This is a genomic window from Solirhodobacter olei, assembly GCF_004010155.1.
GTDB classification, from domain to species: Bacteria; Pseudomonadota; Alphaproteobacteria; order Rhodobacterales; family Rhodobacteraceae; genus Solirhodobacter; species Solirhodobacter olei.
Genome location: NZ_RRYH01000021.1, coordinates 16,040 through 32,226 on the forward strand (window position 1 = coordinate 16,040; position 16,187 = coordinate 32,226).

The window sequence follows — 16,187 nt, forward strand, 5'->3', positions numbered from 1 at the left end:
TTTAATACATTTATTATATTCAAGTCGTGTGCGACAATCTGTCAGGCCGAAATTGATTCACATCAAAGTTTCACGAAGACCTGAGAAGTATTGATTTCGACGGAGGGCAAAGGAGCCCCCACGCAAGCTGTGATATCCGGAAGGGGTTTCGGATATGACGAGATAGGAGTGTCCGAAATGACAAAGCTTGGGACGAAATTTCTGATTGCCGCCACTTTCGCCGCCACGACCGCGTTCAGCGCGGGTGCGGCCATGGCAACGGCCACGCAAGCTCAGCCCGTGACGAAAACCATCTATGTCCTGGCTGACGACATGGGCCTTCTCGGGCCCGACAAGCAGCATCATGACAGCTTCCTGCCCTCGAGCTTCGTTCTTAAGGCCGGCCAGCAGGTCAAGCTCGTGTTCGTCAACTACGATGACATGCCGCACAGCTTCACCGCGCCGGGTCTGCATGTGAACGTGATCGTGAAAGCGGCCACCCACAAGGCCGGCAGCGACGCCGTCGTCCCGACCGAGACGACCTACACCTTCACCCCGTCGAAGGCGGGCCAGTTCCGCTGGCACTGCAACTTCCCCTGCGACAAGGGTGACGGTGCGGGCTGGGCGATGAAGGCCAGCGCCACGGGCCAGGACGCGGTCGGCTACATGGCTGGCTATGTCGTGGTGATGTAATCCACGAAACAGGTCGCAGATCTGGAGGCGCAGCCGTAAAGAGCGGCTGCGCCGATTTCTTTTCCGGATCACGCGCATCTTTCCGGTGAAACCCATTCACGACAAATGGACCTGCGCCATCGCGGGACCGTTTGCTGCGACCCCGGGGCAGCCCGGCATTGCCGCCACCCGCCCGGAGCGCCGCCAAGGTGCGGGTCAGGCCCCGGCGTCTTCATGCGGCACGGGCAAGATCCCCGATCCGCCCGGCAATGCGAGACGTCAATGCGGCGGCGCCTTTCACCCGTCAAGTTCGCCCGACTGCCGCACTTTTCCCACGGCGCAGCATTCTGGCAGAAAGGAGAACCCACATGCGTATCCTTTACATCGCCGCCATTGCCCTCCTTCTGAGCAGCGGCCCGGGGTTGGCGCAGACCGGTCTCGGGCCGGTTTATCAGGCGTTGCGGGACCAAGGCTTCAGCCAGATGCAGACCTACCAGGAGCAGGGCCGGATCCGCGTGACCGCGCGCCGGGGCGGGGCCCTTCGCCAACTCGTCTACGACGCCGGGACCGGCAGGCTGTTATGGGACAGCATGGACCCGCGGGACCGCGCCCATGATTATCTCTTCATGCGCTCCCAGGATCAGCTTCACATGGAGCACCATGAGAGCGAGGGAGACCGCGATCATGATGGCGGCATGGGCGGGGGAGACGGGGGAATGGGCGGAGGCGGCATGCACGGCCACTGAACCGGCCCCATTCGCGAAGGGGGGGCTCGCACAATTCGGCAGCCTTCCATTGCCCGTCGGCTTTGATCCGGATCATGGCGGCCAGCCCTGCGCTCAGGCGAAAATCTCGCCAGAGATACGATGGAGAGAACCATGAAACTCCTGAAGACGCTGGCAATTGCGCTTCCGCTCAACGCTGTTGCGATCGCGGCGCTGGCTGATGCGCCGGGTCCCGGTAATTACTATGGTCACATGATGGGCGGCTACGGATACGGGCCCGGTTTCTTCGGTATGGGCGTAATGATCCTGTTCTGGGCGATCCTCATTGGCGCCGTTGTGATTGCAGTCCGCTGGCTGATGGAACGGGACCATAAACGCAGCAACAGCGCGCTCGACATCCTCAAGGAACGACTCGCGCGCGGCGAAATCGAACCCGAGGAATACGAGGCCCGGCGCAAGGTGCTCGAGGCCTAGGGCGCAGCCCCGCCGATTGCCGCCGTCCGGCCTTGGCGCCGGCACAGGTTGGCCAGGCGGCTTATCGATCAGGGGTGCGGGTTCTGGCCGGTCGCGATCATCAGGTGATGCGCCTGATGGTGGCTGCCGAGGGCAAGCACCCCGATGAAGCCGAGGGCCTTCACCTTGACGATGTCCCGTGGATCGCGGACGGCGATGGTCAGGGCCGCGCCCTGCGGGATGTCGTGTGCGGCGTAGGTCCAGCCACCGACGCCATTCATCGTCTTTGCATGCGCCGCGACCATGCGGCGGATCGAGCCAGCCGTATCGCCCTGGCCGGTCACTACGAAGCGGACCCCCTCCGCCACATCCTCGGTTTTCACGCGGGAGCGCAGCGTGACGTTGTCCATGTCGATAAGGTGCTGGCGAAGCGCCTCGATGTTCACCTTCGACCAGTCAGTCTTGGGGTCCGCCACGAGCATGTTCACGATCTCATGGATCGCGGCAAAGGCTGCCTGGCCGCCCTCGCGGGGCATTTGACCGGGCGGCATGACCATGTGGGTGCCGTGATCCATCGCCTGCATCTGGCCGGCGACGCCGGGCATCTGGTCGGCGAAGGCCCCGGGGGCGGCAAGAAGGAGGGCAAGGAGGAGGAGGCGCTTCATTCGGAGCTCCGATACGGGCGTGGGATTGAGGCCCCCACTCTTGCGCAGGCTTCGCACAGATCCACATGATCGCCATCATGCCCATGCCCCTTGTTTCCTATTTCGCCACCCTGCCCCACGGCGAGCGCCACCTGAACCCGGGCGCCTTCCTCTTTCATCAGGGGGACGCGGTGACGCGCCTGTTCCTCGTCGTCGAGGGCGGCGTCGAACTCGTCCGACATCAGCAGGACGGAACGACGGTGATCCTTCAACGCGCGGGCGAGGGCGCCATCGCTGCTGAAGCTTCGGTCTTTTCGACGGCTTACCACTGCGACGCGGTCGCCATTGCCCCCACCCGGGTGGTCTCCGCGCCAATGGCGGAGGTTCGGGAGCTGTTCGCGCGATCCCCGGAGTTCGCGGAAGCCTGGGCGCGTCACCTGACCACAGAGGTTCAGCGAGCGCGGCTCCGCAGTGAGATCCTGACCCTTCGCACCGTCGCGGAACGCCTCGACGCCTGGGTGGCCGGCCAGGGCCAGGACCTGCCCGCCAAAGGCGAATGGAAGTCCCTCGCCCGGCAGATCGGGGTCAGTCCGGAAGCGCTTTACCGGGAACTGGCGCGGCGACGGGCAAGCTGAGCGCTAAGAGCCTGAAACCCGACATGGCCCGCGCAAAGGATCAGCCACGGCAGCCCCCCTTCGAACCGGAGCGCATGGCACCGTGCGGTAGCCCCAACAGACGCGACAGTCGCCGCGCAGGTGTCTGGGATACCTGACCCCGGCGGAGGTCTTCCAACGCCACCTGAAAAGGGGATCCGGACCGGATCCAACCTCGTTAGTCGATACAGAAGATCGGTGGATTGGTAGCGGAGGAGGGACTTGAACCCCCGACACGCGGATTATGATTCCGCTGCTCTAACCAGCTGAGCTACTCCGCCACGGTGGCGCGGTAGGTAGGGGACGCCGGCGAAGGCGTCAAGAGGAAAACCGCCACGCGCACATCCGCGTCAGCACCCTGCGACGGAAGGCCCCGCGTCAGCCGTTTGTCAGGTTGAAAACCTATATCGCTGCGGGCATCTTGCGGGGTGCCTTCCTCCTCCTCCTCGACCGAAAGGCAAGCCTATGTCCTCCACTGCCGATACCCCTCGCCGCTATGCCCCGGCCCGTCCCGCACGCGCGCCGCGCCACAGCCGGCTGACACGGCTCTCTCATGCCGCGCTCGTGCTGGCGGTGATCGTCCAGCTGGCGAGCAGCCTCGTCATGCGCCGCCCGTATGGCGGCAATCCGGGCAACGGGTTTTTCCAGATCCATGAATATGCCGGCCTCGTTGCCATGGCGATCATCGTGGTGTTCTGGCTGAACGTGATCGGCCGCCGCCTCGGCACCGCGCCGGCCGCCCTGATGCCGTGGTTCTCCGCCGAACGCCGCCGGGCCCTGCACGCGGATATCCTCCGCCATATCGAGGCCGCCAAGCGCCTGCGTCTGCCGGAGCATGACGAGCGCGCTGCCCTGCCCTCGGCGATCCACGGGATGGGCCTGCTGCTGATGACCTACATGGCCGCCTCCGGCACCGTCTGGTACGCGATGACCGCAAACGGCCTCGGCCACGTGGCGTTCGTCCGCCCGATGATGGAGATCCACGGCGCCTTCGGGAACCTGGTCTGGGTCTATCTCTTCGGCCATGCCGCGCTGGGTGTTCTCCAGCACGTGACGAGCAGTCAGCCGCTTTCGGTGATGTGGTCGGCCAGGGACTGAGCCCCGTCCCCGCCGTCCGCACGGCCGCCGCCGTCCGCGCCGCCCCCGCGGCGCGGCGCGCCCCGCCCGCTGCCCGAGATCGCCCGCGTCACATCGCGCAGCGCGGTCAGCGGCGGCAGCGAGCCCGGCACCGCGAAGTAGCGCGAACGCCAGTCCGGCCCGAACTTCTGCTTGAAGGCACGCAGCCCGGCGAAATTGTAGAATGCGCTGCCGTATTTGAAGAGGACGGAGCCGAAGCGGTTCCAGAGCCGCGCGCCGTACTTGACCTCCAGCCCGGCCAGGGGCGCCATGCCCAGGCTGAACGTCGCCACACCTTCGGCCCGCATCCGCTCCATCAGCGCGACGAAGAGGTATTGCATGACGTTGGCCGGCGCCTCAGGGGCGAAGCGCATCAGGTCCACCGTCGCCGCCGCCTGGCTCGGCACTTCAAGGACATTGGCGAAGGCGATCACCCGCCCCTCGCGCCGGACCAGCGCCAGCCGGAAGCGCTGCAGGTAGCCCGGATCGAACCGCCCGACCGAGAAGCGCTTCTCCCGCCCCTTCTTGCCGGCAAGCCAGCGGGCCGAGACATCGGCCAGTTCCGCCATGAGCGCCGGTGAATGCGGCGGGGCGGAAAGGGCGAAGCTGACCCCCTCCCGCTCCAGCTGGTTCTGGGCGGCGCGCATCGCCTTGTACTTGCGGCCGGACAGCGAGAACCCGGCCAGATCGACAATCGCCTCCTCGCCGATTTTGTTCACCGTCAGGCCCATCTCGACCCAGATCGGCAGATAGGCGTCGGTGATCTCGTAGAAGACCGGACGGCAGCCGGCGGCGTAGGCGGCGTCGAAGAAGGCCCAGGCGAGGTCATGCACGGCCGCCTTCGGCCCGACGGGGTCGCCATAGGCGATCCAGGACTTGCCCTGCACGACGTACATGATGAAGGCGTCGCCGGCTTCGGAGAAGAAGAAGGTCTTGTCGCCGCTCAGCGCCAGGTTCGCGATCGGCAGGTCCTGCCCCGCCACGATCGCCTCCACCCGCTCGATCGTCTCGGCATCGGCCGAGACGGAGCGCCCCCGCGCCGGCTGCAGCGCAAGGTAGATCAGCGCGAAGACCATCAGGGCAGAGGCTGTCAGCGCGGCCCGCAGCGCGCGGGGCGCATTGGCCTCCGGCGAGAAGCTCAGCAGCAGTTCCTTCGAATAGGGCGCGTTCTCCTGCATCAGGAACAGGAACGCCCCGGCCGCCAGCGCGATCGCCGCGATCAGTACGAACCATCCGGGCGACAGCAGGTTCTGCGTCAGCCGCGCGGCGCGGTAGAACTCTCCCCTCAGCGGCCAGAAGATCACCGCCGCAGCCAGGAAGATCCCGGCGCTGACGAAGGCCAGCCCGTTCAGGACAGAGGCCACCGCCCCGGCCACCAGCGCGATTTCGGTCAGCCAGAACGCCGCCGAGATCCGCCGCATCAGCCCCTGCGCCAGCAGGATCAGGATCACCCCGAGCACGGCGGAAAGCATCGCCCCGCCCTCGAGCAGCATCGCCACGATCAGGTTGTGCGGATTGATCTCGTGCGGCCGAACCGAGGGCATCAGCGCCAGCGCCAGAAGGTAGCTGCCAAGCCCCAGCACCGTCGCCCCGGTCGCCCCCGGCGCCACGGTCGTCAGAACCCGGCTGACCGGCGCCATCGTGTCCGAGAACTCGCCCAGAAGCCGCGAAACCGGCCCGCGCGCCAGCCGCGCCTCGTTCACCGAGATCACGATCATCGCCAGCGCGAAGGGCGTAAGATAGTAGATCATCCGGAACACCAGCAGCGCCACCGCCGCCTGTTCCACCGGCACCGTGGCCGGAAGCGCGCCCAGCACCACACTCTCGAACACGCCGATGCCGCCGGGCACATGGCTCATCACGCCCGTCATCGCCGCCGTGGTGTAGATGGCCAGGAAGGTGACGAAATCCGGCGCCCCCTGCGGCAGCAGGACGTAAAGCGCCAGCGCCGCCATGCAGGTGTCTGCGGCGGTGAAGGCAAGCTGGCCCAGCAGGATCCCCGGCGAGGGCGCGCGCAGCTCGAACCGCCAGATCCGGATCGCATGCCCCGCGACCGAGGCCATGGCCAGCACCCCCAGCGTGGCCGCCAGCGCGATCAGCGCGACGATCCGCATCCGGTCCGGCGCGATGCCGAAGATCCCGGTAAGCGCTCCGGGGTGGGCGGCAAGCGCGGCCAGCCCCAGGACGGAGATCCCCACCCCGAAGGCCAGCGACACGAAGGTGGAGATTGCCGCCACCTCCAGCGCATTGACCCCGAAAGCAGAATAGATCCGGTAGCGGACCGCACCCCCGGACAGGACCGAGATCCCGATGGTGTTGCCAAGCGAATAGCCCAGGAAGGCGCCGACGCCGACGACCGGGAAGGGCAGCTTCCGCCCGATATGGCGCAGCGCCGACCAGTCGTAGCCGATCAGCGCGGTATAGCTCGCCGCCGTGGCGGCGAAGGCCGCGATCAGCGCGCCGATCGGCATCCGCCCGGCATCGCGGACCACGTCATGCAGCTTGATCGGGCCAAGCAGATGCAGCAGCGCACCGATCCCGGCCGCGAACAGCGCGATGCCGACAACGAAGGGCGCCGCCTTCTGCAGCCGTGCAAGCCACGCGGAGCGGGGCGGATCGCGGTCTGAAAACTGCTCGGTCATCGAAAGACGCTCGGGCCTTCTCTGGCTCCACCTCCGGCGGCCCGGCCGGGCCACCCCTGTCGCTTTGCCCGGCCCGGCGAAAATGTCCGGCCCGCGCCGGGCGAGACATGCCCTTCATTCAGCGCAAAAATCAAGAGCCGCAGCCGCCGGCGCACACCATGTCGCGGGCTTTCCGCCGAAGCTCTGGACGGCGCGCCCCGGCCAAGGCTAACGTGGCCCACCATGCCAGAGACAGAGCTTGTCATCTTCGATTGCGACGGCGTGCTGATCGACTCCGAGGTCATCAGCGCCAACATGCTCATTGCCGAGCTGAAGCTCTATGGCGTCGAGATGGACCTCGACTTCGTCAGCCGCCATTTCCTCGGCCGCTCCTACCCGGTGGTGCTGAAGGAGGTGCGCGAGCAATTCGGCGTCGCGCTGCCCGATCATTTCGAGGCCGACTACCGCCGCCGCCTCCTCGCCGCCTTCGCCGAGGGCCTGCGCGTCATGCCCGGCGCGCCGGAGCTTCTCTCCCGCCTCGCCCGGCCCTATGCGCTCGCCACCTCGTCCAGCCCGGAACGCACGGCCCGTGCGCTTGCCCTTACCGGGCTCGATCACGCCTTCGGCGACCGGGTGTTCACCGCCTCGCAGGTCGCCCGCGGCAAGCCCGCGCCGGATCTTTTTCTCCATGTGGCCGAGGTCATGGGCGTGGCCCCCGCGGCCTGCCTGGTGGTGGAGGACAGCCTCAACGGCGTCCGTGCCGGCCTGGCCGCGGGAATGGAGGTCTGGCGCTTCACCGGCGGCAGCCATCTTGCCGGGCGCCTGTCGCAGGAGCCGGCCGACGCCACCCCGCACCGGCACCTGTCGGATTTCGGCGATTTCCTGACCCTGCGCCCGGACCTCGCCCAGCCCCTGCCCGATCGCCGGCCAGCCGCGGTGGCACCATGAGCCGCGGCAACGACACCGACGCGCCGCTGGACGAGGCCGCCCGCGCCGGCTGGCTCTACTACGTCGCCGGCATGACCCAGGACCAGATCGCCCGCGACATGGGGATCTCGCGCCAGCGCGCGCAGCGGCTGGTGTCGCGCGCCGTGGCCGAGCAGCTGATCCACGTCCGGCTGGAGCATCCGATCGTCGCCTGCCTGGAGCTTGAACGCGAGCTCTGCCGTCGCTTCGACCTGCTGAGCTGCCGCGTCGCGCCCTCGCTCGGCCCCGGCACCGATCCGCTGCGCGCCATCGCACCCGTCGCGGCGGCGGAAATGGAGCGCGTGCTGCGCTCTACCCAGCCGCTGGTCATCGCGCTCGGCACCGGCCGGGCGCTGCGGGCAACGGTAGAGGAGCTGGCGCCGGTCTCTGCCGAACAGCACCGCCTGGTCTCGCTGATCGGCAACATCGCGCCCGACGGATCCGCCTCCTTCTTCGACGTGATCATGCGCATCGCCGACAAGGTCCACGCCCCCCACTACCCGATGCCGGTGCCGGTGCTGGCCGAGACGGCCGAGCAGAACGCGCTCTTCCACGATCTCGCGCCCATCCGCCGGGTGGTGGAGCTTGCCCGTTCCGCCAATGTCTGCTTCGTCGGCGTCGGCCAGCTTTCCGACGACGCGCCGCTGCACCAGGACGGCTTCGTCAGCCGCGACGAACTCTCCGAAATGCGCCGCATGGGCGCGATCGGCGAAATCGCCGGCTGGGTCTATGATTCGCAGGGCCGCTATCTCGACCTCGCGATGAACCAGCGCGTCGGCGGTGTCCGCGTCGATCCCACCCGGGCCGACCGCATCATCGCCATCGCCGGAGGCCGGCCCAAGTATGCCGCGCTGCAGGCCGCGCTTAAGGGCCGGATTATCAACGGCTTGATTACCGACGAAGACAGCGCCCGCGCCGTTCTCGCTGCACAGCAGCGTTAAATCCCCTCACACCAGCGCGATGTCTCGGTTGACTTTGTCATGCCCATAAGTGAGCATATGCCCACTGTGCGATCATATGCTCACATCGAGCAGCCATCGTGAACTGGGAGGATTCTGATGACTTCAACGCTTCGCGCGCTCTTCGGCGCGTGTGCTGTTGCCGCTTTGGCGACGGTGGCAAGTGCCGAAACCACGATCACCGTTGCGACGGTGAACAACGGCGACATGATCCGGATGCAGAAGCTGATGCCGGACTTCTACGCCGAACATCCCGACATCAAGGTGAACTGGGTCACGCTTGAAGAGAACGTGCTTCGGCAGAAGGTGACGACCGACATCGCCACCCATGGCGGCCAGTACGACGTGATGACCATCGGCACCTACGAGGTTCCGATCTGGGCCAAGCAGGGCTGGCTCACGAGCCTCAACGATCTGCCCGCCAGCTATGACGTGAACGACCTGCTGCCGGCGATCCGCAAGGGCCTCAGCTACGACGGCAAGCTCTACGCCTCGCCCTTCTACGGCGAAAGCTCCTTCATCATGTACCGCAAGGACCTGATGAAGAAGGCCGGCATGACCATGCCGGAAGCGCCGACCTGGTCCTTCGTCCGCAAGGCCGCCGATGCGATGACCGACAAGGCCAAGGGCATCTACGGCATCTGCCTGCGCGGCAAGGCCGGCTGGGGCGAGAACATGGCCTTCCTGACCGCCATGTCGAACTCCTTCGGCGCGCGCTGGTTTGACATGAAGTGGAAGCCGCAGTTCGACACCAAGCCGTGGCATGACACGCTGTCGTTCTACGTCGACATGATGAAGAAGGACGGCCCTCCCGGCGCCTCCAACAACGGCTTCAACGAGAACCTGGCGCTCTTCCAGCAGGGCAAGTGCGGCATGTGGATCGACGCCACCGTCGCGGGTTCCTTCGTGACCGGCAAGGATTCGAAGGTCGCCAACGAGGTCGGCTTCGCCCTGGCGCCGAACAAGGAAGGCATCGCGAAGCACGCCAACTGGCTGTGGTCCTGGGCCCTCGCCATTCCGACCGGCACCAAGCACGCTGCCGCGGCGAAGACCTTCATCGACTGGGCGACCAGCAAGCACTACCTCGACCTCGTCGCCTCGAAGGACGGCTGGGCCAACGTGCCTCCGGGAACCCGGACCTCTCTCTATGAGAACCAGAAGTACCTGGATGCCGCGCCCTTCGCCAAGCTGACGCTGAAGAGCATGCAACTGGCCGACCCGACCCATCCGACGGTCGATCCGGTGCCCTATGTCGGCGTGCAGTTCGTCGCCATCCCCGAATTCCAGGGCATGGCCACCGCGATCGGCCAGCAGTTCTCGGCCGCCGTCGCCGGCACGACCAGCGTCGACACCGCGCTGAAGAACGCCCAGGCGATCGCCACGCGCGAAATGAAGAAGGCCGGCTACCTCAAGTAGAGGCCTCTCTCCCAGGGGGCCGGGCGTCACGACCCGGCCCCCAATTTTCCGTTCCGATTATCCCGACCCCGGCGCCCGCGCGCCCCCTGATAACAGCCCGAAACGGGCCATGAGGGAGGAGGAAACCCCATGGCGACCCAGCATTCCCGTGCTGCCGCACGTCTGATGATCTCGCCCGCCGTCATCCTGCTGTTTCTGTGGATGGCCGTTCCGCTGGGCATGACGATCTATTTCTCCTTCCTGAACTACAACCTGCTCATCCCCAGCGCGCATAACTTCATCGGGCTGCAGAACTACGACTTCTTCGTCACCGATCCCGCCTTCGTCACCGCGCTGGTCAACACGCTGGTGCTGGTGCTCGGCGTGCTCGTCATCACCACGGTCGGCGGCGTCCTGATGGCGCTGCTGCTCGACCGCCCGATGTGGGGCCAGGGGATCGTCCGCATCCTCGTCATCGCGCCGTTCTTCGTCATGCCGACCGTCTCCGCGCTGGTCTGGAAGAACATGTTCATGAACCCGGTGAACGGCATCTTCGCCTGGGTCTTCCATCTGCTCGGCATCCAGCCCTTCGACTTCCTCGCCCAGGCGCCGCTCTTCTCGATCATCATGATCGTCTCCTGGGAATGGCTGCCCTTCGCCGCGCTGATCCTCTTGACCGCGCTGCAGTCGCTCGACAGCGAGCAGATCGAGGCCGCCGAGATGGACGGCGCCTCCGCCTTCTCGCGCTTCATCTACATCACCGTGCCGCACCTGACGCGCTCGATCACCGTGGTGATCCTGATCCAGACGATCTTCCTGCTGTCGATCTTCGCCGAGATCTACGTCACCACAAACGGCGGCCCCGGCAACGCCTCCACCAACATCCCGTTCATGATCTACTCCCAGTCGCTCCTGCAGTTCGACGTGGGCGGCGGCTCCGCCGGCGGCATCATCGCCGTGATCCTGGCCAACATCGTCGCGATCTTCCTGATGCGGATGATCGGCAAGAACCTGGAGGCTTGAGAGATGGCCCGTCGCGTCACAACCCGCGCCAAGCTCACCAACACCATCATCGCCTGGTTCGTCGGTCTCACGATCTTCTTCCCGATCCTCTGGACCTTCCTGACCTCCTTCAAGACCGAAGGCGACGCGGTGGCGATCCCGCCGAAGTTCCTCGACTTCCACTGGACGCTGGAGAACTACATCCAGGTCAACGACCGCTCCGACTACCTCTTGCACTTCTGGAACTCGGTGGTGATCTCCGTCGGCTCCACGCTGATCGGGCTGGCCATCGCCATCCCCGCCGCCTGGGCCATGGCCTTCGTCCCCGGCAAGCGGACCAAGGACGTGCTGATGTGGATGCTGTCGACCAAGATGATGCCCGCCGTCGGCGTGCTGGTCCCGATCTACCTGATGTTCAAGAACACCGGCCTGCTCGACACCCGCATCGGCCTCGTCATCATCCTGACGCTCATCGACCTGCCGATCATCGTCTGGATGCTGTTCACCTACTTCAAGGAGATCCCCGGCGAGATCCTCGAGGCCGCGCGGATGGACGGCGCCACGCTGCGCTCCGAGATCCTCTACGTGCTGACGCCGATGGCGATCCCCGGCATCGCCTCGACCTTCCTTCTGAACGTCATCCTGGCCTGGAACGAAGCCTTCTGGACCCTGCTTCTGACCGCCGCCAACGCCGCACCCCTGACAGCCTTCATTGCCTCCTTCTCCGCTCCCGAGGGCCTGTTCTACGCCAAGCTCTCGGCCGCCTCGACGATGGCCATCGCCCCCATCCTGATCCTGGGATGGTTCAGCCAGAAACAACTTGTCCGCGGCCTGACCTTCGGCGCGGTGAAATAGGGAGGGACACCCCATGGGCAAGATCAGCCTCAAGCAGGTGGTCAAGAAGTTCGGCGAGGTCGAGGTGATCCCGCCGCTGGACCTGGAGATCGAGGACGGCGAGTTCGTCGTCTTCGTCGGGCCCTCGGGCTGCGGCAAGTCGACCCTGCTGCGCCTCATCGCCGGGCTGGAGGATGTCTCCGACGGCCGGATCGAGATCGACGGCAAGGACGCGACCGATCTCGCCCCGGCAGAGCGGCGCCTCGCCATGGTGTTCCAGTCCTATGCGCTCTACCCGCACATGACGGTCCGCAAGAACATCGCCTTCCCGCTGAAGATGGCCGGCGTCGATCATGCCGAGCAGGAACGCCGCATCGCCTCCGCCGCCAAGGCGCTGAACCTCACCGACTACCTCGACCGTCGCCCCGGCCAGCTCTCCGGCGGCCAGCGCCAGCGCGTCGCCATCGGCCGCGCCATCGTGCGCGAGCCCGCGGCCTTCCTCTTCGACGAGCCGCTCTCGAACCTCGACGCGGCGCTGCGCGTCGGCATGCGGCTGGAGATCACCGAGCTGCACCACCGCCTCGCCACCACGATGATCTACGTCACCCACGACCAGGTCGAGGCGATGACCATGGCCGACAAGATCGTGGTGCTGCGCGCCGGCGTGGTCGAGCAGGTCGGCTCGCCGCTGGAGCTTTACCGCACGCCGCAGAACCTCTTCGTCGCGGGCTTCATCGGCTCGCCGAAGATGAACTTCGTCACCGGCAAGGACGCCGCCGCCCATGACGCCCACACCATCGGCGTGCGCCCCGAGCACGTCAAGCTGTCCAAGGACACGGGCCACTGGGCCGGCACCGTCGGCGTCTCCGAACACCTCGGATCGGACACCTTCGTCCATGTCGAGACCGAGGGCGGCCTCGGCCTGATGACCGTCCGCGTCGACGGCGAGATGGACGTGCATCACGGCGACCGCGTCTTCCTCACCCCGGAAGAGGACAAGATCCACCGCTTCGACGAAAAGGGGCAGCGCCTGTGAGACTCGCCGGACGCACAGCCCTGATCACCGGCGCCGCCCGCGGCATCGGCCAGGCCTTCGCCGAGGCCTATGTCCGCGAGGGCGCGCGCGTCGCCATCGCCGATATCGACATCGCCCGCGCCCGCAGCACCGCCGCCGGCCTCGGCGAGGACGCCATCGCGGTCGAGATGGACGTGACCCGCCAGGAAAGCATCGACACCGCCGTGGCCGAGACCGTCGACGGCCTCGGCCATATCGACATCCTGATCAACAACGCGGCGATCTTCACCGCCGCCCCCATCGCCGAGATCACCCGCGCCGATTACGAACGGGCGTTCGCGATCAACGTCTCCGGCACTCTCTTCACGATGCAGGCGGTGGCGCGGCACATGATCGCCCGCGGCCAGGGCGGCAAGATCATCAACATGGCCTCGCAGGCCGGCCGGCGCGGCGAGCCGCTGGTGGCGGTCTACTGCGCCACCAAGGCGGCCGTGATCTCGCTCACCCAGTCCGCCGGCCTCAACCTGATCTCCCACGGCATCAACGTGAACGCCATCGCCCCCGGCGTGGTGGACGGCGAGCACTGGGACGGCGTCGACGCCTTCTTCGCCAGATACGAGGGCAAGGCCCCCGGCCAGAAGAAGAAAGAGGTCGGCGAGGCCGTCCCCTTCGGCCGAATGGGAACCGCCCAGGACCTCACCGGCATGGCCATCTTCCTGGCCACTCCAGAAGCCGATTACATCGTCGCCCAATGCTACAACGTCGACGGCGGACAGTGGATGAGTTGAGATGGACCTGGGGCTCGACGGCAAGGTTGCGGTAGTCACCGGCGCAAGCAAGGGCATCGGCCTCGGCGTCTCGCGCGCACTCGCCCGCGAAGGTGCGGTGGTCCTGATGGCCGCCCGCGACGAAGCGCGCGTGGCCGCGGCCGCCCGCGAGGTCTCGGCCGAGTTCGGCACCGAGACGCTCGGCCTCGCCGCCGATGTCTCCACCGCCGAGGGCTGCGCCCGGGTCGTCGAGGCCGCGCGCGAATTCGGCGGCGCCGACATCCTGGTCAACAATGCCGGCACCGGATCGAACGAGACCGTGCTCGAGGCGCCGGACGAGAAATGGCAGGCCTACTGGGATCTCCACGTCATGGCCGCCGTCCGCCTCGCCCGCGGCCTCGCCCCGCAGATGATCGCCAGGGGCGGCGGCGCGGTCCTGAACAACGCCTCGATCTGCGCCGTCCAGCCGCTCTGGTACGAGCCGATCTACAACGTCACCAAGGCCGCCCTGATGATGTTCTCGAAGACCCTGTCGACCGAGCTCATCCCCCACAACATCCGGGTGAACTGCATCAACCCCGGCCTGATCCTCACCCCTGACTGGGAAAACACCGCGCGCGAGCTTTCGGGCCCCGGCGGCGACTGGCAGGGCTACCTGCAATCCGTCGCCGACGAACACGCCCCGATCCGCCGCTTCGGCACGGTCGAGGAACTGGCGGACTTCTTCGTCTTCCTCTGCTCCGACCGCGCCTCCTACTCGGTCGGCTCAACCTACCACGTCGACGGCGGAATGCTGCGGACCATTTGAAAGGCGCCCCCATGATCAAGCTCTCGAACGCCGCCCTGCACAGCCTGCCCGCCGGCATCGCCCGCCCGCGCTACGACCGGAGCAAACTGACCCCCGGCATCGTCCATATCGGCACCGGCAACTTCCACCGGGCGCATCAGGCCGTCTATCTCGACGATCTCTTCAACGCCGGGGCGGGCCACGACTGGGCGCTGATCGGCGCCGGCGTGCGCCCGCATGACGCCGAGATGCGCCAGAAGCTCGGCGCGCAGGATTACCTGACCACGGTGATCGAGCTCGACCCCAAGGGGAACCGCCCCCGCGTCACCGGCCCGATGATCGGCTTCGCCGAGGTCGCGCCCGACAACGCCCCCCTGATCGCCGCCATGTCGGATCCGGCGATCCGCATCGTCTCGCTCACCGTCACCGAGGGCGGCTATTTCGTCGATCCCTCCACCGGCACCTTCGACCCGACCCACCCGGATATCGCCGCCGACGCGCGCCAGCCCGGCACGCCCGCCACCGCCTTCGGCGCCATCCTCGCCGCGCTCCGCGTCCGCCGCGCCTCCGGTCTCGCGCCCTTCACCGTCATGTCCTGCGACAACCTGCCGGGCAACGGCCATGTAACCCGCGACGCCGTCACCGGCCTCGCCCGCCTCTTCGATGCCGAGCTTGCCGACTGGATCTCGGCCAATGTCGCCTTCCCCAACGCAATGGTGGACCGGATCACCCCGGCAACCGGCCCGCGAGAGATCGCGCTCGCCGGGAGCTTCGGCATCGAAGACGCCTGGCCTGTGACCTGCGAGCCGTTCCGCCAGTGGGTGATCGAGGATCACTTCACCGCCGGCCGTCCGCCGCTGGAAGAGGTCGGCGTGACCTTCACGGATCACGTCCATCTCTACGAGGCGATGAAGATCCGCATCCTCAACGGCGGCCATGCGATCATCGCCTATGCCGGCGGGATGATGGATATCGAATACGCGCATGAGGCGATGGCCGAACCGCTGATCCGCGCCTTCCTCGGCAAGGTCGAGCGCGAGGAGGTCATCCCCCATGTCCCCGCCGTCCCCGACACCGACCTGAACGATTACTTCGCCACGATCGAGGACCGCTTCGCCAATCCCGAGATCGCCGACACGATCCGCCGGCTCTGCCTCGACGGCTCCAACCGGCAGCCGAAGTTCATCATCCCCTCGCTGCGCGACAACCTCGCCAAGGGGCGGGTGCCGCTGGGGCTGATCCTCGAATCCGCGCTCTGGTGCCGCTACTGCGCCGGCACCACCGACAGCGGCGCGGTCACGGCCCCGAACGATCCGCGCTGGGACGAGCTGACCGTGATCGCGAAGAAGGCCAAGACCGAGCCCAACGCCTGGCTCGCGATGGCCGACATCTACGGCACCACCGGCCGCGATCCCCGTGTGCAGGAGGCCTTCGCAACCGCGCTCAACGCGCTCTGGACCCGCGGCACCCGCGCCGTGCTGGAGGACTACCTCACCGGCCGCCCGCTCTGAGCAGCCGGGCTCCGGCCCGCCCCTTCCCACTTTCCGTCCCCAAATATCCGGACTTATGCATCAAACGCACCAGCCCTCCGGAGCTGGT

Annotated in this window: 16 protein-coding genes and 1 tRNA gene; 14 read left to right on the top strand and 3 right to left on the bottom strand. The window is 66.8% G+C overall.

Translation table 11 applies throughout. The features are described 5' to 3' along the window. Positions 1 to 177: 177 nt before the first annotated feature. The 3 genes from EIP85_RS15045 (at position 178) to EIP85_RS15055 (ending at position 1,850) form a co-directional block, all read left to right on the top strand. Positions 178 to 672, top strand: a complete 495-nt coding sequence (locus EIP85_RS15045; protein ID WP_127903038.1) for a cupredoxin domain-containing protein — start codon at positions 178 to 180, stop codon at positions 670 to 672. A gap of 347 nt (positions 673 to 1,019) precedes the next feature. Continuing rightward, positions 1,020 to 1,397 carry a hypothetical protein gene (locus EIP85_RS15050; RefSeq protein WP_127903039.1) on the top strand — a complete coding sequence of 126 codons (378 nt, stop codon included), beginning with the start codon at positions 1,020 to 1,022 and terminating at the stop codon, positions 1,395 to 1,397. Positions 1,398 to 1,529: 132 nt separating this feature from the next. Next, entirely contained in the window at positions 1,530 to 1,850 is a 321-nt protein-coding gene (locus EIP85_RS15055) for an SHOCT domain-containing protein (protein WP_206615553.1), read from the top strand. Positions 1,851 to 1,918: 68 nt separating this feature from the next. Here the strand turns inward: EIP85_RS15055 and EIP85_RS15060 are convergent, their stop codons facing one another. After that, positions 1,919 to 2,494 carry a hypothetical protein gene (locus tag EIP85_RS15060; RefSeq protein WP_127903040.1) on the bottom strand — a complete coding sequence of 192 codons (576 nt, stop codon included), beginning with the start codon at positions 2,492 to 2,494 and terminating at the stop codon, positions 1,919 to 1,921. A 65-nt stretch (positions 2,495 to 2,559) separates the two neighbouring features. Here EIP85_RS15060 and EIP85_RS15065 point away from each other — a divergent pair, with 65 nt between their 5' ends. After that, positions 2,560 to 3,108 carry a Crp/Fnr family transcriptional regulator gene (locus tag EIP85_RS15065; RefSeq protein WP_127903041.1) on the top strand — a complete coding sequence of 183 codons (549 nt, stop codon included), beginning with the start codon at positions 2,560 to 2,562 and terminating at the stop codon, positions 3,106 to 3,108. Between the two features lie 222 nt (positions 3,109 to 3,330). Here EIP85_RS15065 and EIP85_RS15070 read toward each other — a convergent pair. Then, positions 3,331 to 3,407 (bottom strand) — tRNA-Met (locus EIP85_RS15070). Positions 3,408 to 3,591: 184 nt separating this feature from the next. Here EIP85_RS15070 and EIP85_RS15075 point away from each other — a divergent pair. After that, positions 3,592 to 4,224 carry a cytochrome b/b6 domain-containing protein gene (locus EIP85_RS15075; RefSeq protein ID WP_127903042.1) on the top strand — a complete coding sequence of 211 codons (633 nt, stop codon included), beginning with the start codon at positions 3,592 to 3,594 and terminating at the stop codon, positions 4,222 to 4,224. Here EIP85_RS15075 and mprF read toward each other — a convergent pair. After that, positions 4,188 to 6,884 (bottom strand): bifunctional lysylphosphatidylglycerol flippase/synthetase MprF, encoded by a 2,697-nt coding sequence (gene mprF, locus EIP85_RS15080; RefSeq protein WP_127903043.1) that lies wholly within the window; start codon positions 6,882 to 6,884, stop codon positions 4,188 to 4,190. The two genes, EIP85_RS15075 and mprF, sit on opposite strands and share 37 nt — an antisense overlap. A gap of 222 nt (positions 6,885 to 7,106) precedes the next feature. Between mprF and EIP85_RS15085 the strand changes: the two genes are divergently transcribed. The 9 genes from EIP85_RS15085 (at position 7,107) to EIP85_RS15125 (ending at position 16,099) form a co-directional block, all read left to right on the top strand. After that, positions 7,107 to 7,811, top strand: a complete 705-nt coding sequence (locus tag EIP85_RS15085; protein ID WP_127903044.1) for an HAD family hydrolase — start codon at positions 7,107 to 7,109, stop codon at positions 7,809 to 7,811. Beyond that, entirely contained in the window at positions 7,808 to 8,770 is a 963-nt protein-coding gene (locus EIP85_RS15090; RefSeq protein WP_127903045.1) for a sugar-binding transcriptional regulator, read from the top strand. The genes EIP85_RS15085 and EIP85_RS15090 overlap by 4 nt, the downstream gene beginning before the upstream one ends. A gap of 117 nt (positions 8,771 to 8,887) precedes the next feature. Next, positions 8,888 to 10,204: an ABC transporter substrate-binding protein gene (locus tag EIP85_RS15095; protein WP_127903046.1), complete on the top strand. Its 1,317-nt coding sequence runs from the start codon at positions 8,888 to 8,890 to the stop codon at positions 10,202 to 10,204. Positions 10,205 to 10,333: 129 nt separating this feature from the next. Beyond that, on the top strand, positions 10,334 to 11,206 hold the full coding sequence (locus EIP85_RS15100; protein WP_127903047.1) for a carbohydrate ABC transporter permease: 873 nt from the start codon (positions 10,334 to 10,336) through the stop codon (positions 11,204 to 11,206). Positions 11,207 to 11,209: 3 nt separating this feature from the next. Then, a complete protein-coding gene (locus EIP85_RS15105) occupies positions 11,210 to 12,040 on the top strand; it encodes a carbohydrate ABC transporter permease (RefSeq protein ID WP_127903048.1) in 831 nt (276 codons plus the stop codon). A 13-nt stretch (positions 12,041 to 12,053) separates the two neighbouring features. Next, positions 12,054 to 13,055: an ABC transporter ATP-binding protein gene (locus tag EIP85_RS15110; RefSeq protein WP_127903049.1), complete on the top strand. Its 1,002-nt coding sequence runs from the start codon at positions 12,054 to 12,056 to the stop codon at positions 13,053 to 13,055. Continuing rightward, positions 13,052 to 13,822, top strand: coding sequence for an L-iditol 2-dehydrogenase (locus tag EIP85_RS15115; protein ID WP_127903050.1), 771 nt, complete (start codon positions 13,052 to 13,054; stop codon positions 13,820 to 13,822). The genes EIP85_RS15110 and EIP85_RS15115 overlap by 4 nt, the downstream gene beginning before the upstream one ends. 1 nt (position 13,823) lies before the next feature. Beyond that, a complete protein-coding gene (locus tag EIP85_RS15120) occupies positions 13,824 to 14,609 on the top strand; it encodes an SDR family NAD(P)-dependent oxidoreductase (RefSeq protein ID WP_127903051.1) in 786 nt (261 codons plus the stop codon). Positions 14,610 to 14,620: 11 nt separating this feature from the next. Beyond that, the gene (locus tag EIP85_RS15125; protein ID WP_164871755.1) at positions 14,621 to 16,099 is read left to right on the top strand and encodes a mannitol dehydrogenase family protein; all 1,479 of its coding nucleotides are present in this window, start codon (positions 14,621 to 14,623) and stop codon (positions 16,097 to 16,099) included. The last annotated feature ends 88 nt before the right edge of the window (positions 16,100 to 16,187 follow it).

Coding starts and splice junctions, on each gene's coding strand:
- EIP85_RS15090 (WP_127903045.1), top strand. CDS start 7,808: ATGAGCCGCGGCAACGACACCGACGCGCCGCTGGACGAGGCCGCCCGC.
- EIP85_RS15110 (WP_127903049.1), top strand. CDS start 12,054: ATGGGCAAGATCAGCCTCAAGCAGGTGGTCAAGAAGTTCGGCGAGGTC.
- EIP85_RS15075 (WP_127903042.1), top strand. CDS start 3,592: ATGTCCTCCACTGCCGATACCCCTCGCCGCTATGCCCCGGCCCGTCCC.
- EIP85_RS15095 (WP_127903046.1), top strand. CDS start 8,888: ATGACTTCAACGCTTCGCGCGCTCTTCGGCGCGTGTGCTGTTGCCGCT.
- mprF (WP_127903043.1), bottom strand. CDS start 6,884: ATGACCGAGCAGTTTTCAGACCGCGATCCGCCCCGCTCCGCGTGGCTT.
- EIP85_RS15120 (WP_127903051.1), top strand. CDS start 13,824: ATGGACCTGGGGCTCGACGGCAAGGTTGCGGTAGTCACCGGCGCAAGC.
- EIP85_RS15045 (WP_127903038.1), top strand. CDS start 178: ATGACAAAGCTTGGGACGAAATTTCTGATTGCCGCCACTTTCGCCGCC.
- EIP85_RS15060 (WP_127903040.1), bottom strand. CDS start 2,494: ATGAAGCGCCTCCTCCTCCTTGCCCTCCTTCTTGCCGCCCCCGGGGCC.
- EIP85_RS15085 (WP_127903044.1), top strand. CDS start 7,107: ATGCCAGAGACAGAGCTTGTCATCTTCGATTGCGACGGCGTGCTGATC.
- EIP85_RS15125 (WP_164871755.1), top strand. CDS start 14,621: ATGATCAAGCTCTCGAACGCCGCCCTGCACAGCCTGCCCGCCGGCATC.
- EIP85_RS15065 (WP_127903041.1), top strand. CDS start 2,560: ATGATCGCCATCATGCCCATGCCCCTTGTTTCCTATTTCGCCACCCTG.
- EIP85_RS15055 (WP_206615553.1), top strand. CDS start 1,530: ATGAAACTCCTGAAGACGCTGGCAATTGCGCTTCCGCTCAACGCTGTT.
- EIP85_RS15050 (WP_127903039.1), top strand. CDS start 1,020: ATGCGTATCCTTTACATCGCCGCCATTGCCCTCCTTCTGAGCAGCGGC.
- EIP85_RS15100 (WP_127903047.1), top strand. CDS start 10,334: ATGGCGACCCAGCATTCCCGTGCTGCCGCACGTCTGATGATCTCGCCC.
- EIP85_RS15105 (WP_127903048.1), top strand. CDS start 11,210: ATGGCCCGTCGCGTCACAACCCGCGCCAAGCTCACCAACACCATCATC.